This is a genomic window from Malacoplasma muris (assembly GCF_046774425.1).
Lineage (GTDB): Bacteria > Bacillota_I > Bacilli_A > Mycoplasmatales > Mycoplasmoidaceae > Malacoplasma > Malacoplasma muris.
The window spans coordinates 373,988-400,796 of record NZ_CP177248.1 but is presented as its reverse complement, the minus strand read 5'-3'; the positions used below and the strand labels follow the sequence as shown (position 1 = coordinate 400,796).

Here is a 26,809-nt window from a genome sequence, read left to right as displayed (position 1 = left end):
CTATTACTTAAAATATTTATATATCACATTTAAATTATATTCATTATTTATGCATGGTAATTCATTAATATTTAATTTGTTAAGAATTACATATAAAAGTAAATCATAATTTATTTTAATAGAAACAATTGGAGGAAATTTATCCGATTTTAACTTATTTATATAATCATTATCTTCAATTGGACTATTATAAATTAATTTTTGTTTAGTATATATTGTTCAATTTGGCGAAATTGATATAAGAAACATTTCCAAAGGTTTTTGAGAATTATCATCAAATAAATATCATCCCATTGTATTTTCTCAGTCATAACTATCAGGATCTTTATAATTTGTAACATTTGAATTTGTAAATTCATTTATAACATTATAAATTAAAACTGATTTCTTTAATGTAACGAATCTATTAAAAGAATTTTTATAAGATAATAATGGATACTTTTTTTTAATGTCTAAAATATCATATGATTTTTTATCAACAAAAAATGTTCTAGTTTTGTAATATTGTTTAGATTCAATAATAGCTTGATTAATACCTTCAATAATATTGCTTGCCATTAATGTTAAAAAATCTATATTTCTTTCCTCTTCATGGATAACAAAATTTATTGAATAAATATTTTTTTGCATTGAATCATTATTAGTAATTATTGAATCTCTTTCTATTACTTTGTATTTAAAAAAAGCACATTCATTTCCTTGTAATTCAAAATTTCAAATAATATAACTCATCAAATTACTATAATTTGATATTAATTGGTATATTTTGTTATTACTACTATTATCAAAATTTATATAACGTTTTTGCTCCAAATTAATATCAACACTTTTATTTATATTTGTTAATATTGGCAAATCAAAATCTATAACTTTATATTTTTTAGATAAATAACTTTTTAAAGATTTTTCAAAAGAATTTATATATTCAATAGTTTTTCTATAAGAAACTTTGGGAACATAACCTTTTTCTATCATGATATATTAATATTATGTTTATATTTTGTCTTTCATGTGAGGAAATAATAGTACATCTCTAATAGTTAATTTATTTGAAAATAACATTACAAGACGATCAATACCAATTCCTAATCCACCAGTTGGTGGTAAACCATATTCTAAAGCTTCTATAAAATCCATATCCATTTCTACAGCTTCATCATTACCCAATTCTTTTTCATTAATTTGATCTTCAAATCTTTCATATTGGTCTATTGGATCATTAAGTTCTGCAAAAGCGTTTGCATATTCTTTTGTATTTATAAAAAGTTCAAATCTTTTTGTATATCCTGGACGTTGATAATCTTTTTTAGAAAGTGGAGAAACCTCTGTTGGATGCCCCCAAACAAAAGTAGGTTGAATACATTTTTCTTCACAAAATTGTTCAAAAAATAAATTCAAAATATGTCCTTTTGTTTTTTGGTGCTTTTCAAATTGAACATTATGTTTCTTAGCAATTTCTAATGCTTCTTTATCATCTTTTACTTTATCAAAATCAACACCAGTTACTTCTTTAACAAAGTCTGTCATTCTAATTCTTTTAAATTTCTTAGCTATTTCAATTTTTGGTCCTAAAGGTCCATTTTCATCTTTAGCTGGTATTTGAATTTCTTTAACTTTTAATTGTTGGGCAACATAATGAAAAATATTTTCAACTAAATCCATTGTATCTTCCATTGATTGATAAGCAGTATATGCTTCCATTGAAGTAAATTCAGGATTATGAGTAGCATCCATTCCTTCATTTCTAAAAATTCTACCAATTTCATATACTCTATCAAAACCACCCACAATAAGCTTTTTAAGTGGTAATTCAGTTGCTACTCTCAAATAATAATCTCTTTTTAAAGCATTATGGAAAGTTTTAAAAGGTCTAGCATTTGCACCACCTAAAATGGGATGTAAAACAGGTGTTTCAACTTCAAAATATCCATTTCCATCCATAAAATTTCTAATATATTTTACAATTAAACTTCTAAGAACAAATGTTTCCATAGATTCTGAATTTGTAATTAAATCAACATATCTATGTCTTGCTCTTAATTCCTCATCTTGTAAACCATGATATTTTTCTGGAAGTGGTTTTAATGATTTTGAAACAATTCTTATTTCCTTTACATTTAAAGATAACTCACCTTTCATGGTTACAAATGGGTTTCCTTTAATCTCAACAATGTCTCCTATATCTACATATTTGTTGAAATAATTAAATACTTTTTCATCTAATTCTTTTTTATTCAAATAAAATTGCAGTTGTCCAAAAAAATCTTTTATAACCCCAAAAGTTTGTCTTAAGTTCATAACTCTACCAACTAAAACATGATTATCTTTTGAATGTGTTTCATTTTTTAAACTTGCATATTTTTGTCTAAATTCACCCAAATTTAATGTTCTTCTAACATATTCAACAGAATATGGATCCATATTTAAACTTTGTAATTGAGACAACTTTTCACGTCGTATTTTCTCTTGGTCATTAAATACTCTATTATTCTTGTTCATAAAACTTATCCTTCCTATACAACAAAATAATTATAATTAGAATCAATAAAAAAATACTAGTTATTGCTTTGCTACAATAACTAGTACATTGTTTGTAAGTATTATTAATTAGTTATGCAACAAAAAAGTAGAAAGTTAAATTTGTAATTTACTTTCTTTTTTAAATCCTTTTTTGTTTTTGTTAAATGTGTAACTAATCATAATAAAATCCTAATTATAAATATTATTATATACCTATTGTTATAAAAAATAATAATTTTTTAAATAAAATAAATATAAAAATTATTTTATTTTTTTAGATTTTTTAAAATTTTTATAAAAATTATTTGAACTAAATACTTTATATTTTTTGTCTTTTGATTTAGCTACATGTATTGATATTCAAATAGATGCAATAATAATTCCTATCAATATAATAAGACTTGATCAAAAAGCAATTATTATTGTTGTTGATAAAAATCCACTAATACTCATGGTAGCAATTCTTGATGCTTGTAATTCTGGGTAGTATAAATCATAACTTACAAGTAATACTCCATTAAAATCATTACTTGATAAATCAACATTTTTAATCACATAATTTGAATATGGATCATTTACTGCATTAGGAATAGATAATAATTGTGTTTCATTTTGAAACTGTATATAACCTTGTGATGAATCTTTTGTAAATTTTTCCATATATTTAGAAGGTAGATTTTGATATGGATTACTAATTTTAATAGAAGAAGCTTTTACAGATGATGAATCACTTGATAAATTATGATTTCACTGAAAGTTAGTTCTTGTTATAGTAAGAGTAATTACAAATAAAGTAAAAGTTTCATTTGTTGGGGATGTTGTATCATTATTTGAATTTATTTTATTAACTATATCATTATTTAGTTTTAATTTTGTATTTCCAAAAGTAATATTAGTTTGAGCATCTTCTGGAATTTTAATTCCATATTGTAAACTATCCCCTTGATTTGAAATTAGTCTTATTTCAAGATTATTGTAATCTATTAAATCATTTTTAATAATCAAAGAATTTTTAAAAATATCTAAATTACCACTTGATATTTCATTAATAATCTCTTCAGCTTGACGGTTTTGTATTAATTTATTTGCAACTTGACTATTAAATGAAAATAAACCGCTTGAAGTATTTTCAATTTTTTTATAATTTGAAAATACTGATTTTAATGGTATGAATTTTGTATTAGTTGAATTAATTGTTATCTCATTAAAAGTTGGTTTTATAGACTCATCTGGGTCTACATTTGGTCTTCTAATATAAGAGATTGTTATATTTGGTGTACCCTCTCAAGCATCATCTAAAGTAGAGTTAGAACCAACACCAGTAATGTTTCAATTATCTAAATTAGTACTATATCCACTTGAAATTGTTAAAGCATTTAAAATATCTGTTTTTGTCAATTCATATAATGTTTTAGATGATGATAATGATGCAAGTTTTTGTTCATTAATTTTTATTTCATCATAATTGTTTAACTTTCTATTAAAGATGTAAGAATTAACTCCTGAACTATATTGAGCATCTAAAGTATTGCTTGTGTGTGGATTTTTATATTTTATAGTTAATATACCAGTATTATCATCAGCAAAAGCTAAAATGTAAATATTATTATTCATTGTTTCATTTGGATTATATGTAGCTTTTTTAATTTCAATATTTGATGTTGTAATCATCGTATTAGTTGTTGAACCAAAAACAAAAAAATTATTATAAATTTGTTCTTTAGTAACATTACTTGGATAAACTGTTTCTATTAAATTTTGAACTTCTCTATACTTTTGACTATCAATTTCAGGACCAATTACCTGTTTTATAGAAAGTGAGTTATTAGTATAAAAATTTGTAATAGTTTGTGTTGGTATATTTATTTGATAATATTCATTACTATTTGGATCTCATCATTTTTTAAAATTTGCAACAGCTGTAAATTTTAATGTACCTTTATCATTATCTGCAAAGAAATTTTGATCATTCTTTTTTTCTAAAGAAACTCTATAACTTTTTACAAGTGTTGTAGAAGTTGTTGATTTATTTTTAGTAGTAGTTTCTTTTGTATAACCATTTCCATACTCAATTAAACTCAAGATTTCTTGATCTGTAAGGTCTTGAGGCAATTTTGCAAGCAATTGTTTTGATTGTGCTAAATCTTGAGGATTATTCAAAGTTGGAATATCTATATTACCTATTGTAAAATCACTAACATTAGTAATATTTGTATTGTCAGAATACATTCCAATTAGTGTTGGAGTAGTATTCTCTACAGATTGTAACATTAATCTAGTTTTTCCTTTTGTATCTGAAAAACTTATAATACCACCATCTAAATATCTTTCTTTGATTCCAGTAGTAATATTAATAGTATTTAAACCATTATATTCCATTGTATTTAAATCAATTCTAATAATAGAACTTTTTATACCTGTATTTTCAGCATTATAAGCTATTGTTGCATATGCTGCATTATTGATAGTATCAAAAGTAAATGAATTAAATAGATACCAAAAATTTTCAGTACTATTGTTTTTTTCTTTAAATAATCTTGTTGTAAGATTTACTTTTGCATCAGTTGATAATATATTTCCAACTTCAGTTTTAGATATTTCAAGTTGATTAGTAAATTTACTTGAATCCACTGAAATTCTTGACATCATTGAAAGTGAATTATTAACTGTTGATCCATGTAAAAATGAAATTGTTGAAAATTGATTTGTATCACTATGAGTCACAAAACCTGTACTAACTAAATTTTGATAATTGATTGTCATTTTTTCAGGTAAAGTGTTTTCATTCATTTTAATACTATAATGAATTGATGCATTATCTTTTTCTGTTATTGAATCTAATTCATTTTTTGGATAACCCTCAGTTGTTCAATCTTTACCAAATGTAATTCTTCTTTTATCAGCACTTGTATTATCATTTGAATACTTTGACATTCTAGAAAAATTGTAAAATATAGGTTTTTTATTTCCGGTTGCATTATATGAATAATAATTTTGAAAATTTAAATTAACAAAGAAAATTGTCATTTCTTGAATAGCATTAGCATAAGTTGTGTTTGTAGAATCTGAATTAACAAATAAAATGTAATGCAAATTATCTTTAACATGTCCTAAAGATTGAATTGCTATTTTATCATTTAATAAAACAGAGTCATCAATTGTACCAGATGTATTAATTTTAAACATGTCATTATTTAATTTACATGTACTAATTGTTAAAGTTCTTGGACTAATTTTTATTATTCCAGAAGTCAACAAATTTGTAATTGTTTGTCTTGCAGAAATAACAATGTTTCCATCTTTATCAAAATCTAAAATATCAGGAGTGAAAGGTAATCTAGTTTTTTCATTTTGATTATATCTATTTTGAACTAAAAAAGAATCAATATATTTTGTATCACCTTGTGATACTAAAACTTCAGCACCTGTTTTAGCATCTAATGCAAATAAAAATCCAGATGTTGATCCTTTAGTTTTTCCATAAACAATCACTTGATCAAAACTTGAGTTATATCTAATACTAAATGTTTCAATTACTTCAGTATTAACTTTTGATCCTTGTGTTGCTCCAATCTGATTAAAAAAATTAGAATCTCTAAAATTATATTGTCATAATAATGTTCCAAAATGACTATATGAAGAAATAGATGAATTAGAATTAACAATTTGATTTGTTGTATCTAATGCATAATTTAAAATCCCATGTTTTGTTGTTTTTTCAACAAATCCAATATGTTGTTTATTTGTATTAATAATTTCACTATTACTAGTATTAGAACTAAGATTATTACTCATTATGTTTAATGTATTTATTTGATTTGTAACACCAATAAATGGAATTGGTGCAATTAATCCCACAGTAGCAAAGAAAGGAATAACTTTTAATAATTTTATTTTCTTCATGGCATTTTTCCTTCCTTACTATTATTTTTCATTGAGTTAAAATCAACTCTTTTATTTTTTGTATGTGTGTTAGTTAATGTTTTACGTAAATTTCTTTTGATAACTTTAAAATACACAATCAATACAACAACAAGAACTATTATTACAGATGCTGCAACAGATGGAATAACAAAATATATAGGATTAATTGGTTTTTTAAAACCAGTAATAATTATCTTTTTTAGAATTTGATCACCAGGATTTACACCAACATTAACATTAGATTTAAAGTTTATTTGTTTTTTTGAATTAGAAGAATTTGGATTTGAAACAATAACCATTGTGGCATTAACTATTCCACGTTGATTATCTATCATTAAAGAAAAATCCTTTACATCAAAATATGATAATGAAAATAAATTTAAAATTTTCTCACTAGTAACTTGATTAGCATACATATCACTATTTATTGAATTTAAACTAGCTTTTGATAAATCAATTGATAAAACATCACTATTTGGATTAAAATTTTCTTCTTCTTTGCTATCTGAAAAATTTGGTTTTAATCATACAAAACTTTGATCTGATAGCACTGTTTCTCAATTTAACTCAATTGGATATGTAATATCAGCATTATTTATTAACTGTTGTTTATCACTTTCAGTTAAAACAAAATCAGCATTACCAGTACCTACATTAATAATAGCTTTTGCATTATCTTTTAACTCAAATTTTAATTTAGCTGCATGTGATGTAGCCTCACCAATTAATGAAATTTTTCAATCTGTTTTTGCAAACAATGATGTAGATGATACACTTTTCATCAAGCCTGTTGTTAACAATTCTAATCTTGCATTACTATAATTATCATCACTTGATGTATATTTTATAAATTCATTATAAGCTGTTTCATATTTTTTAAATTCATCTGCTATATTTGATGAAGTAGATTTAGCAAGTGTAATAGGTTTTTTTAATTCATCAATAGCTTTTTTAAATCCTAAAAATTTAACATCTTTAATTATATTTTTATCAATACTTGAAGGGATTGAATTATCTGTTGATGTTAATGAAATTGTTAATTCTCCATCAAGATTATTTGGTGTAAATGCAACATTTCATTTTTCTATATCTCTTGAAAAACTAGAACCAAGATCAACAAAATAATTTATTACATCAATATCATTTATTTCACTTGGATATAATGATGAAAGTTCTTTTCCAAAAACACTTTTATATGAACTTTCAATTTCTTCTTGTGTTTTAATTCTAGAGTTATAACCTTCAATTTTTCTAAAACCTGTATACTTATTTGATACTCTATCCAATTGATATTTACTATATCCTTCAATAGTTTTATTAGATACATCAACTGTTACTTCTAATTCTCCTAAAGAGTCATTTTGAATAAGTGTAATTTCATCAGAAGTTATTGTTATCTTATTCCCTTGTTTATCATAAACATTACTCATTAAAAATTTATCAATTATGTTTTGTTTTGTGATTTGACTTGGTAAATTTTTTGCCTTTAATTCAGCTATTTCTTTATACTTTTGGTTATTATCTTCAGTACCATTTCCATTTGTTACTAAATACAAATATTTACCATTAGTTTTATTTGCTTCTCCCATTGTTAAAATAGAATTTATTTTAATAGTTGAGCTTGTTGATGGATTATAAAAATTTGGATAAGTAACAGTATAAGTTGCATCTAAAACACCATTAACATCATCAGCATTAATACTAACTTCTTTGTTTAAATAACTTTGTGAATTAGATGGTACAGATGGTAAATTATTATTAGATTGACCTGTTATATCTAATAAACTAATTAATTCATTTTCTGTTATTGTAGATGGTAATTTTGTTTTGTAATAAGATTGTTTTTCAAATTCACTTTGCTGATCTTTATATGTCAATTGATTTAATCTAAATGGTTGACCAACATTATCATAATATCCAAATAGTGTATTAAAATACGTATCTGATGCATCATTATTAGAAGGATTTGGATCAGCATATACTAATGGATAATTTGTTAAAGCATTCTCACTTACAACAGATACAATTGATGGAACATAAGTTTGATTTCCACCATTTGCTGAAGTTATAACTGCATTATAATTTAATAATGATGTTGGTTGTGTAACATTTTGATTAAAATCAATATAACCAATTAATGCTTTTGTTGAATTATTAGATCATTTATTAGAAGTATATAAACGATTAGTTGTTTTATTATAACTAAAGTATAAAACATCATGATCATTATTACCATTTTGCATGTCTCCACCTTTTTCACCTGCAATAGTATATTTACCATTACTATCTTTTGAAACAGCATATTGGACAGCATAATTTTCTTTTCCTGAATAAACAACCAAAAATCTTGATTTATCATCATTTGAATTAACTTGATATCCATAATGAGGAATCATATCAATTGAAGTAAACTCACTAGTAGATGTTATGTTGTAAACTAATGGAGTGTTATTACTTGCAGAAATTTCTACAAAATCTAAATCACCATTATCATTAGTTTGCATAATTGGGTTCATAGAATCATCAACTAATATTAAATGAGTAAGTAATTGTCAACTTGTATTAAGTTTTTTTGGGTAATACATTATAGCTAAATTTATTCCAGAATTCTTTTTCCCAGGAATGATTGCATACAATAAATAGTTTGTATTTTGGTCAATTGCTGAATCTGTAACAGTTCCATTATTAACTGAAGGAGCTGTATATTTAAGCCCAATACCTTTATTATTAACATTATTAAAACCAGTTACTCCCTTATTATCTAGAATAACTAATGATGTAGTATTAAAATATCCTTTTTTTTGCTTGCTTGTATTTGAATTATCAACTATTACATTTGAATCAAGTCACTTACCATCACTTGTTACTAAAATATTTCCGCTACTATTTTCAAATAATAAATTAGCGCCATCAAGTGTTTTATAAGAAAGTAATGAATAATCTTTGTTTATGGCTACAGTATTAATTGGATCAAAAATTGTTCCAATACTTGCATCTAATCCAAAAACTAGTCCTTTTTCATAATTAGCATTAGATACCAATAAAACAATTATATTCTTATTGTTAACTGTTATCATTTTTAAAGATTTTATTGTAACACTATTTATATCTTCTGTTGGATATTGATGTTTATATATTCCAGCAAAATCTGTATTACTTGTTAAATCAAATTTTCACATCTCAATCCCACCATAAGATGTAAAAACAATAACTTTTTTATCAACAGACATTCCTAAAAATCCATCATTTGTTGAAATAGGTTCAGAATAAGCATCATTATAAATTTTATTTATTTTTTGATGATCTGTTAGATTGTTTCCAAACACTTTTTTATCACTATTATTTATAGACAAACTATTATCAACACTAATAGGTGGTATAGCCAATGTTGAACCAATTAAGCAAAGAGGCACAACAGCAAAAAAAGTTGAAAAAACTCACTCTTTTTTCTTCATAATATTCTCCCTTTTGAGAAATAGATAATAGTAAAAAAGTGCTATATTTTAACAATAGAGCATATTTTTTACTTCCTATTTTCAAAATTAAATTTTTAAATCCTTTTTTCCAATTAAATTAAAACATAAAATATTTTAAATTCACATTTTTTAAACTTTCTAAAGCAAAATAAAAAATTACATATTTTATAAAATGGTAATCATAAAAAAATGAAGTGTTTAATAACACTTCATATATAGAATAAATAATTTTTAAAAATTATTGCTATAAATTAAAAATTCATAAACTTACTCTTTGAATAATCAAAACCAATATTTGTCAAAATTTGTTTTGCAAAAATAATATGTCCACTTGTATTAAAGTGTAGAAAATCTTGATCAAAAATTTGCACCATTAGATTGGTGTTTGTAATTTCATTATTAAAGTTATTTTTTACAACATAATCAATAGATGCTTTTACATCAATATATAAAACATCTTCTTTACTATCTGCAAATTCTTTTAATGCATTATTAGCATTCTTAACACCTTCTTGAAGATTTTTATTTGACGCTCTTGAATTATAATAACATGGAATAGATAAAACAAACATTCATCCATTTGGATTACTTTTTTTAAAATAATCATGTGTCATTGTTATTTTCTCTGTAATATATTTTGCAGCTTCAGTATCAATAGTTGATTGATCAAGTGATGCAAGATCATTTGTTCCTAGCAACACACTCATAACATCTATCTTATATTTATTAAAGAGAACATCTTTAAAATTATATTCATCTTTATAGTTCCGCCATACACTGCACCATTAACAATCAAATCATTAGGTCTTTTAAAATCAGTTTTTATTAGCGATTTTAAATAATCTACATATGTTTTATAACCTTTTGTATTCATACTACCTGCAGTTATTGAATCACCCAAAAAATATCAATTTGCTTTATTTAAATTGCTCAAATATTTTTGGAAATTATTCATTTTATTTGATTGTTGCAAATATTGAATAACATATTTGTTATCACCAGTTATTTTATGATCAGGTTTATTGTTTTCAAGTAAATCTATACTTATATTTTGTATGGGAGGAGCAACAGACTCTGGGTAAATTGTTTTAATTAAATCATAAACCATTTCTAAATTGCCATATGCATTTAATTTGTTATTTTCAATAAAACAAAAATCAACAAATTTTTGATCTTGATTTAAAACAAATGGATTATTTTGTGTAATACTAGTATGATCTACAAAATTAATTCTATTTAATTTACTTTGATCATTTTTATAGTTTTCTACAATTACTTCTTTTATATAATTATTGACTAGACTATTTTTTTTATTAAATTCATTATCATTAGTATAATAATGATTTTTAATTATTACCATTCCAGTGTTGTTTCTTAACAATAAAGATTTATCAATAAATAATTTTAAATATGTTTTGAAATCATTTTCATTAACATTTAATACATCATCTGTGTCAATATTATAAATTGTTGTTCAAATATCATTTTCTTTTGTTACACCATCAAAAATTTCTACAGCATTTTTAATAGTGTAATTTGAATGACTGAAATCAAAAAAACCTCTTTTACCATAAGTGTATTTAACATTAGCATATTCACCTTGTAAATCATATGGCCCTTTTCATTTTTGATAAATTTCAAATAATTCTATCTGATTTTTATAACCATCATCTTTAAATCAATCATAAATATCTGCTGAAATGTCAGAACCGCCAAAAAATCCAAAATTATTAAAAATAACTTTAACTGTTTTTGCATTAGTAACAATTTCTGAGCCTAATTTTAAAGATGAAAAAATTTTTGAAATTTCTTCATAATTTTTATATCCAATTTCTTTTTTAATAGAACATCCTGAGACAATTATAGGAAATGATAAACTAAAGATTGATAATGATAAAAGCATTTTTTTAAAAACTCTCATAAATTCACCTTTGTTAAAAAACAAAAAGCAACAAACTAGATATGTTACAAATATGTACTAATAGTTTGTTGCTTTTTATAAATAAATTTACTAATATGGAGAACTTGGAATAACTGGCCCAGAAGAACCACCATCATCTTCTTCATTATCAGTATTACTAGAATTATTTCCATTGTTGCTTTGCCCTTGACCATATTTTTGAAAAAACGTTGCAGGATCATCACATGAAGTTAATGCAATTGGAAGAACAAACAATAGTCCAAATATTGGTAATAATAAAATATATTTTCAACTAAATTTCATAAATTATCCTTTAGTATTTTTTTTCTTTTTGTTAACATAAATTTTGATAAAGATTACCACTACTATGATTATAATACCAATAAATACAATTGTGCCAATAATAGCAAATAAAATTGTTGAATTATTTTTAGTAGGATAGGTATAATCTATTCCTTGATTGTTAATATAAGTTTTTGAATCCATTAAATCATTTTTATAATCATAGAAATTATGTAATTGATAAAAAGGTTCATGAATATCAACAATACCTTGATAATTTTTTAAATAATTTTGATTTGGATTAAAATTATATATTTTTGTTGGCCTAATAATATCAAAAGTTGCAGCAATTGGAAAATTATTAGCATTTATAGAATTGTATGCTGAAAAATCATCAAGATTATATACATTTTTTAAAAAGAATCATGTTGTTTCAATAACAGTAGATGAATATTGCAAACCAGTTAAAATAGTTTTTGTATTCTCTGATAAATTTACTGAATTTCCAAAAAAAGGTTGATAATTACTATCTTCTTTTTGTTTCTTATTATCTCAAGACAAAAACATTTCTCAAGGAAAATTCTTTAAATAAATTGGTTTAAAATTTTTATTAAACATAAATGAATTTAAATATTTTTGAACTTCTAAAGTATAACGTGGATGATTTTTAAAAATTCAATTGTATTCTTTAGGGTTGTATTTTTTCAACATTGCTTCTGTTATTTTATTTAGTTCTTCTTTTCTTTGAGGATAAAACTCACTTTCATCTGTTATTAGAGAATCTCCAATATAAATAACATTTTTCTTATTTTTGTCATATAAATCTTTATTTTCCAAAATTAAATCTTCAAAAGAATTAATATTAGATCAATTAAAAAATCTTTCATATAAGCTAACAAAATCATTAAAATATTTTGCTTCATTATTTTTATTAAATAATAAATTGGCCATGCTATAGTAATCATATTGATATTCATAAACTTGATAAAAATTATATCCTGATGTTAATTTATAATATGGCGAATTATAATAACTTGCTATATTAAAAATATTAATATAAGAATTATCTAATAAAAAATCATAAATTGATGTAGATTTAAATTCATTATATAAGCTATTATTAATATCATTTTTATAATCATTAATTTTTTTATTAGCATCAACTTTTGATAATTGACTTTTTAGACTATTTAATCTCTCAACAAAGTTTAAAGCAAAATATTTAGTTTGATAATTTCCATCAGAAATAACATTAATTTTATTAGTATATTTTAACATCTCATAAAATGCTAAACTGTTTGAATTATCATTGCTACCATTTCATAATTCTTCTATATTAATATCAGATATCCATAAATCAATTTTAAATGATTCATTAAAAATCATTTTAAAATAATTTATTAGTTCAAAAATCATTGTTGAATCAAGTCAATTATCATATGGATGATTAATAGCATGATTTAAATCATATGTATTGGTAATAATGTTTAAATTATTATAATTTTCTCTATAATAATTAAAATTTCATTTATTACTATCATAATCTTTTTCATTAACTAATCAATAATATTTATTTACATTTTGACTTCCATTTACTTTATTATTTATTAACATGTAATTTGTAGCTATTAATGCTTGTTGATAAATTAAAGAAACATCGCGAGTTATAAATAATTGAATATTATTATTAAGACTACTACTTTGAATGCTGTTTATTCATTGATCAAATTTATTATCACTATTTTTTTGTGATAATACTTTGTTTTCAACAACATTTTCAATATTATTATTTAAATGTAATGTTGCAAATGATAAACTAGAAAAAGCAAATTGCAAGGATACAATTATATTAGTTAATTTCATAAATTTAGAAATCTAAAAATTTACTTTTAGAATAATCAAAACCAAGACCAGATAAAAGTTGTTTTGTTATGATTATATATCCATTAGTATTGTAATGAACATTATCAGCAGCAAAAAGTTGTTGCATTAAAGCAGAATTTGTTGTTGTATTACCAATATCACTTTGAATAACACGATCAATAGAAGATGTTGAATCTATATAAAGAACATCAGCTTTATCTTGAGCAAAATTTTTAAGTGCTTCATTAGATTTTGTTACAGATGTTTTTAAATTATTAATATTAGATGTTTGAAGATAATAATTTGGTATAGAAGATATTATAAATCATCCATTTGGATTAATTTTTTTATATTCTTCATATGTTTTTTGAATATTAGTTTGAATATATGTAGCAGCATTTTGTCCAGTAGAATCAGATTTATAACTTATTAAATCATTTGTACCCATCATAACATGGAAAACATCAAGTTTATATTTTGTAAATAAAACATTCATAAATGAAAACTCACCAGTATATGTTCCTCCATAAACGCCACCATTTATGAACACATCATTTTTTCTATTATGCTCATTTTTTATTAAATATCTTAAATAATCTACATAACTTTTATATCCTTTTGTATTATATGATGCACATGTCAATGAATCCCCAAAAAAATATCATTTAGCACTATTTAATCCTTTTAGATAAGATTGAAAATTTGCCACTTTATCTTTTTGTGCTTCATCAACTACAACATATGAATTACCAGATGATAAATTATGTGTAGGTTGAGAATAATTAATATAAGAACCTGTCAAATTTCTAGTTAATGGATCAATAGCATCTGGATACAATGATTGTATAGATTGATTAAACAATTCTAATTGTCCATATTGATTCAATGTTCCATTTTCATTTATACATAAATCAACAAATTTTTCTGTTGGTGAAATAATAGTTTTTTTAGATGACATTTCAGCATGATTAACAACATTAATACGGTTAAGTTTTTTAGGATTATCTCAATAATTTTTTGCAATTGTTTCTTGAATAGCATTACTTATCAATTGGTTTTTATTATTAAAAGAATCATTATTAGTTTGATAATGATTTTTAATAATAACCATTCCTGTATCATTTCTTAATGATAAAGACTTATCTATAAATGTTTTTAAATAATTTTTAAAATCATTTACATCAATATCATTTACATCTTTTGTATCAACATTATAAATAGTTGTTAAAATATCATAACTTTTAGTAACATTGTCAAACATATCAACAGCATTTTTAATTGTATATCCTGGAGATGTTACATCAAACATAACTCTTTTGCCATAAATATATTTTAATTTAGTTACATCGCTTTCTAATTTGTAAGGAGAAGATACTCTTGTATAATCTTCAAATAATTCAACTTGATTTCTATATCCATTATTATCATATAAATCATAGTTAGTATATGAAACATCATCACCACCAAAAAAAGCAAAATTATTAGCAAACACTCTTGCTTGTTTCATATTATTTTGAATTGATGCTCCTAATGATAAATCTGAAAAATTTGATTCTTTACATGATGTTAATGGAACTGCAATAACTGGCAAAACAAATGGAAGTAAAAATAAACTTTTTTTTAATTTCATAAAAACTCCTTATTTAAAGTTATAATTTTCTACTTGTCATCAACAAACAAATTTTCAAAACGATCAAGTTTTAGTAAATCTTTGTTTCATTGCACCATTTTTTGTCATCAAGGGATAGATGTAACAAAACGACAAATCATATCAAATGTTATTGATATCATTAATAATGCTAAAAACAATACAGCAAAAATTAATAATACATAAGCTGATCATTGTTCTGGAGTTCCAACTCATAACCCAAACATGAACACTGTCTTTTGATATAACAGTGTTTGCATTATACTTGATAATCACATATTTCCAAGATCAGCATTTACTTGGTTGTATAAGATAAAAGTTTTACCCAAAGCATTTCAATGGAATAGAAATATAAACATTGTTAATGTTGAAATGTAATTAACATATGCATTATTTTTTACTTTGATATTATAAAACAATCCAAATAATGATATTGCTGATATGATTACAAAAGGATTTGAATATTCATACAGCATATTTGAATATGTTCAAACAATCATCAAATATTGAATACCAAAATTTACAATATATATTAGTAATCATCCTCATCATTTTCATCTAGCAAAGAAATTATGAGCAATAATTCATTGAACAACAACATAGATAACTAAAAAGTTAATTACATTATAACCACGATTTGTAACAGCATCTTTTATTTTTGTTGAAAGAACTATACCCAAAGAGCCATCTCATAATCCTGTGCCAAATAACATTGCTAAAAATTTTCATAGCAAGAACACTATTATCACAACAAAGAATGCAACATTTATTCCATTTAAAGTTAATTTTTTAAACATATAGTTTACAAAAGGAACAATCAATAGGAAAGCAAAATAAGCAGTGAAATATCATGGGTCTTCTATATAGAATCAAATAATTGCATTAACTCATTCCTCAGTACTAATTTTTTGTGGCCAAATAGCTCACTTAATTGCAGTCATCATAAGCAATATAAATGTAATCAATAAATACATTTTTATTAGCTTATAAAACTTAATCTTCATGGACTTGTTCTCAAGAAAACAAGAAACAACAACAAACAAATTAACACATGGAATTGATAAAATTTGGAAAAAATGCAATGCATAAGCATTATTACCAGCATATTGATAAATTTCAGTAACTGATCCACCATTTATAGCTGCTCAACCTAATGAAGACTGAATTGTGTGTGTTAACACAACAAGTAAGATTGCAAGTATTTTAACTCATGCAATATTTGTCTCCATTTTTTGATATCTTTGTAAATTAAAATTTTTCTTAATAGAATCTTTAAAACTAATTATTTGAACATTTTTATTTTTGTGTTTATTATCAACATCTCCAAAAGTTACAACATTACTTTTATATTTGTCTGCATCATTATTAGAAACATCATTAATTGTTTGATTTTCTTTATTAAGAATTGGTTCTTTTTTTACATTTTCAAAATCAATATCTTTTTCAATTGATCTTATGACTTCTTCTCTTTTTCTGTTCATAATAATTTCCTAAATTAATTTCAATTTATTAATTAGTTATAGGAGAAATAAAATATTTTTAAGATTTGCTTTATAAAAATTTAAATTATTAAAATACTATTTATTTCAATTTAATAAAATATAGAAATAATCTCTTATTTTATTCTTATAGAATATTTTTACTTATAACATAAAATATTTTATGCAATTTTGTATAAAGACATTTAACAAAAAAGCAATTATCAATTAATAAAATAAAATCACTAAAACTCAAAAAAGTTAATAAACTTTTTTATTAGTTCTCCTAATTTATTATTTATCATAGTAAGACATAATTTATTAAAAAACTATATTTTAGAATAAATAACAAATGCTAAATACCATCTTACCATTACCTTAATTTTAACTCATAATAATTAAAATAATTATTAAATAAATATTTAACATTTAAAATAAAAAACTCAATAGAAATTCTATTGAGTAAAAAATAATTTATTCGTCAGCAATTACATTATTTTTAAATTGTGAATTATACAATTTTGCATAAAAACCATTCTTAATTTTTAATAATGATTTGTGATTACCTCTTTCAATAATAGTACCATCATTTATAACTAAAATTTGATCAGCATTTTTTATAGTTGATAATCTATGAGCAATTACAAATGAAGTTCTTCCTTTCATAAGTCTCAATATTGCTGACTGAATATTAACCTCAGTTCTTGTATCAACAGAACTTGTTGCTTCATCTAATATTAGAATATTTGATTTAGAAATAACAGCACGTGCTATAGCTAATAATTGTCTTTGCCCCTGTGATAAATCTTTACCATTAGAAGTTAAAACAGTATCATATCCATTTTCAAATTGCATAATAAAATGATGAGCATTGGCAATTTTTGCTGCTTCTATAACTTCTTCATCTGTTGCATCTAAATTACCATATCTAATATTTTCTTTAATTGTTTCAGTAAATAAATATGTATCTTGCAAAACTATAGAAATATTATCTTTTCAAGATTTTTCTTTTATATCAGTAATTTCATTATTATCTATAAAAATTTGACCAGAATTGTAATTATAAAATTTTGTTAATAAATTAATTATTGTAGTTTTTCCAGCTCCTGTTGGACCAACAATTGCAATAATTTGTCCTGGTTTAGCATCAATGTTAGCATTTTTTAAATTTAGTGTTTCTGGAGTATAACCAAAATTAACATTTTTAAATTGTACATGTCCTTTAACATTTGTTAATTCTTTTGCATCTTTTTTATCTTTTGGTTCTACTAAATTTATAATTTCAAATACACGTTCAGCTCCAGCAATACCTTGTTGAACAACATTCATTGTACTTAATAATTGACTAATTGGATTGATTAAATTTCTAACTAACAAAGGAAATGTGCCAAGAAATGCAATAGTAATTTTTCCACTACCATCAAATCCACCAACACCACCTGCTATTATATTGTTTAACGCAAAAGCCACTGCAATACAACTTACCACAAGTAAAATAATATTACTTACAAAACTAAATCAAGGAAACATAAAACCAGAGTATGTTTGAGAAATAATTGATGTTTTAACAATATCATTATTTAGATTAAAAAATTTATTAGCAACAAAGTCTTGTTTATTTAACAAATTAGCCATTTTTTGACCACTAATCATTTCCTCAATATAACCATTTAAATCACCAATTTTTTCTTGCTGCTTAAAAAAGTAAGGTTGTGCTTTTTTAATAAAAATAACACTAGCACTCATTAATAGTGGCAATATTACAATAGCAATTAGTGTAATGAAAGAACTCATTACTATCATTATTACAAAAGAAATAAATACTGTTATAATACTTTGAATAAATTGACTTAAACTTTGTGTTAACCCTTGACTCAAACTATCAATATCATTTGTCATTCTACTCATTAAATCACCACTTTGATGAGTATCAAAATAAGATATTGGCATTTTTTGTAATTTTTCAAATACTTCTTTTCTTAATTTTGCTGACGTTTTTTGAGAAATACTAATCATTAAAATGTTTTGACAAGTTTGAGATAAACAATATACTAAATAACAAACTAATATTATGAAAATTGATATAATGAATGCTCTTGGGTCATCTCAACTATATCCACCAGTAAGAAATCTTAAAAACGCTGTATTTCCTAATCCATTTTCATCTCAAGATATTTTTGGAACAAAAAAGAATTGAATAATTTGTCCAAAAGCAATTGAAGCAAATAAATATAAACCAATTCCTATAAATGAAAAGACTATAGAAATAACAATTAATTCTTTTCTGCCTTCAATTCGTTTAAAGATATTTTTAAGTGTGTGCTTTGAATTTTTGGCTTTTTGCAGCACAAATTTATTATTGAACTTAGACATTTTTTTGCTCCTCCTTGCTCAATTGTGAATTAGCAATATCTTTATACAAAGCACAACTTTTAATTAATTGACTGTGTTTTCCTTGACCTACAATATTTCCATCTTCTAAAACAAGAATTTTATCAGCATCTTTAATTGAATTTATTTTTTGAGCAATAATAATTGTTGTTGTTCCCTTCATATACTTTTTAATGTTTGATCTTAATGTTCTATCAGTTAATGCATCTAGTGCACTTGTTGAATCATCAAGAACAAGTATTTTAGGTTGTCTTAAAATAGCTCTTGCAATTTGCAATCTTTGTTTTTGCCCACCAGATAAATTTTTTCCACGTTGTTCAACAACATGATCATATTTATCATCAAATGATTCAATAAAAGGTCTAGCACATGCAATCATTGTAGCTTTATCAATTTCTTCATCTGTAGCATCTAATTTCCCAAAAAGTAAATTTGATTTTATAGTTCCAGAAAATAAAATAGATTCTTGTAACACTTGACCAATTGAATCATTTAGATTTTGTGAATTAATTTCATTAACATTTTTATCATCAATATAAATTGAACCTTCTGTTGTTTCATATATTCTTGATAACAAATTAATTATTGTAGATTTACCACTGCCTGTTGGTCCAATTATTCCAAGGGTTTGCCCTTCTTTTAATTCAAAATTTATATTAGTTAATGCATTTTCAGCACCTTTGTTAAAAGAAAATGAAACATTTTCAAATTTAATACTTGGTTTTTCTATAAATACATTTGAATTATTTAATTTAATATCTTCTTGTTCATTTAATACTTGATTGATTCTAATTGCTGAAATTCTTGATCTTAGCATTAACACTAAAACCATTACAGTCATTATTAATCCACCAGTTACATAACCTAAATATTGACTAAAAGTAATAACATTAGCTGCTATATTAAAAGCATCAATATTTGGTGATTGATTTGTTCCAAAATTATTAGTCTCTTTTGCAATAATTATTAATGACATCATTGCTAAATTTGTAATAAAAGTAATTATAGGTATCAAAATGTTTAATATTGTAAAAGCTTTTGTTGAAACTTTTTGTCATTCATCATTAACCACATTAAATTTACCATTTTGAATTTCTTCTAAATTAAATGATTTTACAACTCTTACACCCAAAATATTTTCACGCGACACTTTGTTAATAGAATCCAAAATTTGTTGATTTCTTGTAAATAAAGGAATAACCTTAATTGAACAAATAATTATTACAACAAGCATTGTTGGGATCATAACAGCAAGAGATATTGATAATGATGGACTTGTTAATAAAGAAAAAATTAATCCACCAATAAATAAGAATGGCGCTCTAACCATCATACCTAACATAAGTATTCATATTGTTTGAACTTGTACAATATCATTAGTAAGTCTAGTAATTAAACTAGATGTACCAAACTTTGCAATATTACTTGCTGACAATCCTTGAATTTTTTTAAATAAATTATTTCTAGTAACTTTTGCAACTTCAACTGCAACATTTGCTCCAATGTAAACAGAAGCTAATCCAAAAATTATTCCAGCAACAGAAAAACCAACCATCATTAATGAACAGACTAATAAAGATTTTTCTAATGGTAAAGTCATTATTCAATCTTTATAAATAAAAACTATATCAACTGTCTTTATGTCAGGATCAATTTTTTGTTCATAGTGTGCACTCAAAGTTTGCGTTAAACCACCAAGCATACTTGGAACCAATAAATCTGTTATAACACCTAAAAAAACAAGTGTAACACCAAGTAATGCTAATATTTTATATTTAGTACTTATAAAAGAGAATAACTTTCACATAGCAACTCCTTTAAGATAATAAACACTTTTAAAAAAAGATTATTAAATGATAACACAATTATAAAAATTACATTTAAAAATATGTAGATAGTAAATAAAAATTCCTATAACTTTAATATTATAGGAATTTGATTTTAATTTAATTAAATTTCACTTAATTTTGACATATCCACATCTTTTTTTTGCTCTTCGCTTGCACTAAACAATGGAAATGTTCTAAGATTATCTTTATATGCAATACAGATATTTGGAAATGTAAGAATATCAGCATTGAAACGTTGTGCTATTTGATTATATAATCTTCTAGATGCAGCAATTTCACCCTCAATATATTGACTACTACTCATTAACTCACCAATTACTGAACTACCCTTCAAATCAGGATATGCTTCTAATTGAATATTAATATTTCTTGCTAATGAAGAAATAGCTTGATCTTTAGCTTGAATGTCTGCTGGAGTAGCTTGAGCACCACTACTTCTCATTTTTGTTATGTTTGTTAGCGTTTCTTTTTCATGCTTTAAATAACCTTTTGTTTGTTCTAACAACTTAATTAAAGTATCAGCACGTTTTGTTAAATTAACATCAATAGCTGCTGCTGCATTATTTACTTCCATTTGTTTTTCTACCCAAACATTTCTTTTCTTAATTCTGTTTACTCATCAAATTATTCCTGGCAGAATTAATGGAAATCAAGAAAAGAATATTAAAACATTAAATAAAGTCTTTTGTCCACTTGTTGGATTAGCTACAATTTCTGTATTATCAACATTTAAAGATGTTCCTTGTGGATTAGCTGGTTTTCTAGTGTCTACTAACATCTTAAATACTCCTTTGTATTAGATTTTGCCAATTAATAAATTATACATTATTTTGCAATTCAATATAAAATTTTAATTAAAAAAAATTTACATTAGAAAATCTACGAATTATATTTGTAATAGTTTTATAAACTTTTTCATCTACAACATCATAATTATTGACTGAAATGTATATACCATGTTCATCAAGTCTTAATGATGCTTCTAAATTTAATTGATTATTTAAATTATTAAACTCCTTAGCAAATTGAATTAATAAAGAATTATTTGGAGAGTTTTCGAATTTTCTTGGATCATTTGTTCAAATACCTTCTTGATTAATTAAGTTGTAAAATTCTTTATTTACATAATGATTTTCAGAAATAATATTTTTTAAATTTTTACCTATTATGAATGAGCTTGTAGTTTTAAAAGACTTATAAAAGACAATCAACATCTTTTTTTCTTCCATTGGGAAAAATTTATCATATTCTACAGTAATAACTTTTGTCCCAACATTAAAACCATGAACAGCAACATTTTCATAATGTTTTTCCGACCTAAAAGAATGCATATTCAAAATAGCTATTTGACAATCATTTTCTTTTATAACTTTATTTGTTGTAAATCATATTGGTCTTTTTGGAATCTCTTTACTTTTAAAAGAATAAAACTTTGGATCTAAAAACTTATCTATAGAATCAATTGGTTCAATTAAATCTATTTTTTCAATTTCTTGAACTTCCAAATTAGAATCTGAAGCAATTAAATAATTACCATTTTTTCTATATCACTCTCTTGATATTCCAGGAACCAATAATGGAATTTGCAGCATTTTTGTAAATCTATCAAAATAACTAAAAACTATTTTTTTAATTTTTGACTTAATTAAATCAAATGTAATATGTTCATTGTAGTTTACAAGTTGTAAAGCATCTAATGTCTTATTAATTTTCTTTAATGAATCAAAATCAAATGTTGAGTTTTGAACAACTGCTCTATCTCCAACTTTTAAAAAATTAAAAACATTTGATTTTTGTAATTGATATCACTTAACAAAATTTTCTTGTGTTTGGATTGTAAAAAATTGAGATAAATCTGATTGTCTATTAGAATAATCTACAACTTTAACAAGTTTAATAAATTCTTTATTTTCCAATAAAATATTTTTATCATATGAAGGATTATTAGTAGAAATAGTTAGATCTTTTAAATAGTTTGTTTTATAAATTAATAAATTTTTTTCATCAATAAAAGGTGTGTTTTCATAATGGTAAGCAGTTAATGTTTCTGAACCAGTATGCGATTCACCATCTGAATAATAAGTATAATAAAAAGTTTCTGATGCAGAATATTCAACTTCTCTATAAACTAATTTTCTTGCAACTACATCATAAAAAGGTGAATTTTTTACAATACCTGTGATTCCAGAATAAATGTCAATTAATTCCTTATCATTGATTTCTTTAAATAATAATGATTGGTTAAAGTTATTAATAGCTTTAATTCCAAAATACTCAAAAATAAAAGAATAAATATCTTTTAAAGTTATTGTTGAAAAGGAAGCAAACACTTGATTACATTTTATGTAAATTAACTTATTAATATGATCATTTTTTTCTTTTTTAAATGAACAAAAATTATTAATTATATTTCTATTTTTTTTATATATAGATCAAAAGCAAAAACCAATTAAAAGAAAAAATAATATAAAAATAATAACATTTCAAAATTGTAATGATGATATTTTGTCACTTATCCTTCTTTGTTCTATTTCTTCTTTTAAAAGTTGAATTTCAGAATCACACTTATTTATAAGATTATAATTTGGTTTAGTGTCTTCCATTTCTTTTTCAAAAAATAAATCTAGAGGTTTGTCTAAATTACTCATAATATATTTTGAAAAATTGTCTATAGGGTTAACAAAAATATTTTTAAAATCTATTTTTTTATTCACATTAACCTCCAAGTATAAAAATAACATTATTTATAAATTTATTATTAAATATGTTTTAACAATTTATATATAAAATTTTATACTAAAAACTTTTTTTTAAATAAAAAACAATAAAATAAAAACTAATAGCTTAGTAATATAAGTGTTGCATTAACTATTAGTTTTTATTTTAAAATCATATAATTAAGTTGAGAAAATTTATAAATCATTTCTATAATTTCATCTATAATTGAATCACTTACTTTTTGTGTATTATCTATTGAAACATATAATCCAGAATCATCTAATCTTAAACATGCATTAAGATCATATTTATTATTTAATTCATTAAATTGATTGGCTATATCAAATAATATAGAAGAATTTGGAGAGTGTTCAAAATCTAATGGATCATTTGTTCAAATATTATTTTTCAAAACATTATCAAAAAAGTCTTTATTTACATAATGGTTTTGACTAATAAGTTTAGAAAGTGTTTTCCCAATAATAAAAATTGTTCTTGTAATTAATCTTTTATATAATGTTATCAAGTACTTTTTTTCTTGAATTTTAGAAAACACATTATAAGAATATTGACTTGTATGTCCACCAATATAATGACTAGCGGTTTTTTTCTGCATTGAAAAAGAATGCATCATTAATCTACCAACTAAACAATTATGTCTAGTTTTAGTAACTTTTTCTTGAGTAAATCATATTTTTATTTTAGGTACTGAACCATTTGTAAAATTATAATATTTTTCATCCATGAATTTATCAATTGAATCAATTGGTTCTAAGTTAGTTATGTCATCAATATTTTCAACCGCAAAATCAGATTCAGTAGCTATTAAATAATCACCATCATTTCTATATCACTCCCTTGCTATACCAGGGACTAGTAATGGTAATTGTAACATTTTAGCAAATCTATCAAAATAATCAAAAACATTTTTTTTAATAGCATTTTTTATCATATTTATATTAATTCTAGAATCATATCTAATAGCAACTATAGAATCTATTGTTTTATTTATATTTCTTAAATTATTAAAATCATAAGTGTAATTTTTAACAACAAACTTATCATAGATCTTAACAAAATCAAATACTCTTTGATTTTGAAAATTATATCATTTCACAAAATTATCTTGAGCACGCAGTGTAAAAAATTGTAATGTATCCTCTTTATTATTTGTATAATCTACTACTTTAACTTTTTCAGAAAATTCTTTATTTTCAAAGAAATTATTACTTTCATATTTTGCAGAATTATTAGCAATGGTTAAATTAGTTAAAAAATTAGTTTTAAAAATTAGTAAATTTTTTTCCTCTATTACTGGAACATATGATTGAATATTTGTTTCACCATTATTATTTGTCGATTTTAATTTCTCATTAATTTCATGATCACTTACAACTGTTTCAGAAAAAATTAAAGAATTACTTTTATAAACAAGTTTTCTTGCAATAACATCATAAAATGGTGTGTTGTTAACAATTCCTGTCATCCCTGAATAAATATCTATTACATCTTTATCATTTATTAAATTTAATATTTCTTTTTGATTAAAATTATTTAAAACTTTCATCCCTAATTTTTCAAAAACATATGAATATATATCTCTTAATGTAATAGTGGTAAATGAATAATATATTTGTTCGCATTTTAATTTAACTAATTCATTAATTCTTTTTTTCTTTTCAGAATGATATTTTGAAAAATCATTAATTATTCTATTGTTTATTAAATATATAGGAAACATTAAAAAACCTATAAGAAAGAAAAATAAAAAAAATATAACAGAGTTAACTGTATATCTAGATGAAATTTTATCTTTATTTTTTCTTTGTTTAATTTCTTCTTTAATTTTATTTATTTCTAAATCACAATTTTGAATTAAATTATAATTAGGTTTTGTATCCTTAAATTCGTCTTCAAAAAATGAATCAACTATTTCATTTAAATTAGACATAATATGTTTATAAAAACCATCAATAGGATTTAAAAATAGAGATTTAAAATCTACTTTCTTTATCACTTTATTCCTCAAAATAATAAATATCTACTAAGTAAATTATAAATTAATAAAAAAATATTAATAATCTTATTTGATTATTAATATAAAATTACATATTTTCTTTAATTTAAATATCAATAAATTTCTAAAATATTAAAATTATTTTAATGATTCAGGAAAACCAATTTCCTTTTCATATATTTGACCACTAATATTGTCATTTTGGAAACTTTTAATTTCTTTATTAACTAGTATTCAATTAACAATATTACAAATAACTCCTAATAAAAAAATAGACAATATTGACATAGTTATATAAATCCATTTGTTTTTTGATGACACAAGTTCAATCGAATAAAAAATACTTTTAATATTAAAAAATAAACATAACATGAAAGTTAAAACAGTATATGCTATATAAATTCCAACAAGTATTGTAGCTACTTTTCTATAATATTCTGCATCATGAGTAGATAACTTATATGAAGAATCAAAATATCAACTAGTTAATGCAATATAAACAGGTAAAAGATAAAGAGAACAAAATACATATATAATGCTTCAGATGCCACTAAATTTTTCACAAAAATGAACATGCTTTAATTTATCCAATTCTGACATAAATTCCTCCTTTAAATAAAATGCAATAAAAATTATTGTTTAAATTAGTAATGTACAAAAAACATTTATACATACTTTTATTCTAATATGTTTAAAACTAATTAATAAAAATAATTGAATT

General features: G+C 23.2%; 16 protein-coding genes. All 16 read right to left on the bottom strand.

The window, feature by feature from the left end:
- Positions 1-3 precede the first annotated feature (3 nt).
- On the bottom strand, positions 4-975 hold the full coding sequence (locus ACLFO7_RS01560) for a hypothetical protein (protein ID WP_412032598.1): 972 nt from the start codon (positions 973-975) through the stop codon (positions 4-6).
- Between the two features lie 18 nt (positions 976-993).
- The gene (gene lysS / locus ACLFO7_RS01555; RefSeq protein WP_412032597.1) at positions 994-2,499 is read right to left on the bottom strand and encodes a lysine--tRNA ligase; all 1,506 of its coding nucleotides are present in this window, start codon (positions 2,497-2,499) and stop codon (positions 994-996) included.
- 282 nt (positions 2,500-2,781) lie between these two features.
- Entirely contained in the window at positions 2,782-6,423 is a 3,642-nt protein-coding gene (locus ACLFO7_RS01550) for a hypothetical protein (protein ID WP_412032596.1), read from the bottom strand.
- Positions 6,411-9,899 carry a lipoprotein 17-related variable surface protein gene (locus ACLFO7_RS01545; protein WP_412032595.1) on the bottom strand — a complete coding sequence of 1,163 codons (3,489 nt, stop codon included), beginning with the start codon at positions 9,897-9,899 and terminating at the stop codon, positions 6,411-6,413. Before ACLFO7_RS01545 ends, ACLFO7_RS01550 begins: the two co-directional genes overlap by 13 nt.
- Positions 9,900-10,171: 272 nt before the next feature.
- Positions 10,172-10,627, bottom strand: coding sequence for an SGNH/GDSL hydrolase family protein (locus ACLFO7_RS01540; RefSeq protein ID WP_412032594.1), 456 nt, complete (start codon positions 10,625-10,627; stop codon positions 10,172-10,174).
- A 5-nt stretch (positions 10,628-10,632) separates the two neighbouring features.
- Positions 10,633-11,841, bottom strand: a complete 1,209-nt coding sequence (locus tag ACLFO7_RS01535) for an SGNH/GDSL hydrolase family protein (protein WP_412032593.1) — start codon at positions 11,839-11,841, stop codon at positions 10,633-10,635.
- Between the two features lie 90 nt (positions 11,842-11,931).
- Positions 11,932-12,144 (bottom strand): hypothetical protein, encoded by a 213-nt coding sequence (locus ACLFO7_RS01530; protein WP_412032592.1) that lies wholly within the window; start codon positions 12,142-12,144, stop codon positions 11,932-11,934.
- Between the two features lie 3 nt (positions 12,145-12,147).
- Positions 12,148-13,986: a hypothetical protein gene (locus ACLFO7_RS01525; protein WP_412032591.1), complete on the bottom strand. Its 1,839-nt coding sequence runs from the start codon at positions 13,984-13,986 to the stop codon at positions 12,148-12,150.
- A 4-nt stretch (positions 13,987-13,990) separates the two neighbouring features.
- Positions 13,991-15,616 carry an SGNH/GDSL hydrolase family protein gene (locus ACLFO7_RS01520; protein ID WP_412032590.1) on the bottom strand — a complete coding sequence of 542 codons (1,626 nt, stop codon included), beginning with the start codon at positions 15,614-15,616 and terminating at the stop codon, positions 13,991-13,993.
- A 29-nt stretch (positions 15,617-15,645) separates the two neighbouring features.
- Positions 15,646-17,115, bottom strand: a complete 1,470-nt coding sequence (locus tag ACLFO7_RS01515) for a hypothetical protein (RefSeq protein WP_412032589.1) — start codon at positions 17,113-17,115, stop codon at positions 15,646-15,648.
- Positions 17,116-17,586: 471 nt separating this feature from the next.
- Positions 17,587-19,485 carry an ABC transporter ATP-binding protein gene (locus ACLFO7_RS01510; protein WP_412032588.1) on the bottom strand — a complete coding sequence of 633 codons (1,899 nt, stop codon included), beginning with the start codon at positions 19,483-19,485 and terminating at the stop codon, positions 17,587-17,589.
- Positions 19,478-21,310: an ABC transporter ATP-binding protein gene (locus ACLFO7_RS01505; protein WP_412032587.1), complete on the bottom strand. Its 1,833-nt coding sequence runs from the start codon at positions 21,308-21,310 to the stop codon at positions 19,478-19,480. Before ACLFO7_RS01505 ends, ACLFO7_RS01510 begins: the two co-directional genes overlap by 8 nt.
- Before the next feature lie 143 nt (positions 21,311-21,453).
- The gene (locus ACLFO7_RS01500; protein WP_412032586.1) at positions 21,454-22,131 is read right to left on the bottom strand and encodes a LemA family protein; all 678 of its coding nucleotides are present in this window, start codon (positions 22,129-22,131) and stop codon (positions 21,454-21,456) included.
- Between the two features lie 76 nt (positions 22,132-22,207).
- Complete coding sequence (locus ACLFO7_RS01495) at positions 22,208-24,067, bottom strand: hypothetical protein (protein WP_412032585.1); 1,860 nt, start codon at positions 24,065-24,067, stop codon at positions 22,208-22,210.
- A gap of 164 nt (positions 24,068-24,231) precedes the next feature.
- Positions 24,232-26,088, bottom strand: a complete 1,857-nt coding sequence (locus ACLFO7_RS01490) for a hypothetical protein (RefSeq protein ID WP_412032584.1) — start codon at positions 26,086-26,088, stop codon at positions 24,232-24,234.
- Between the two features lie 138 nt (positions 26,089-26,226).
- Positions 26,227-26,688 (bottom strand): hypothetical protein, encoded by a 462-nt coding sequence (locus ACLFO7_RS01485; RefSeq protein ID WP_412032583.1) that lies wholly within the window; start codon positions 26,686-26,688, stop codon positions 26,227-26,229.
- Between the last annotated feature and the right edge of the window lie 121 nt (positions 26,689-26,809).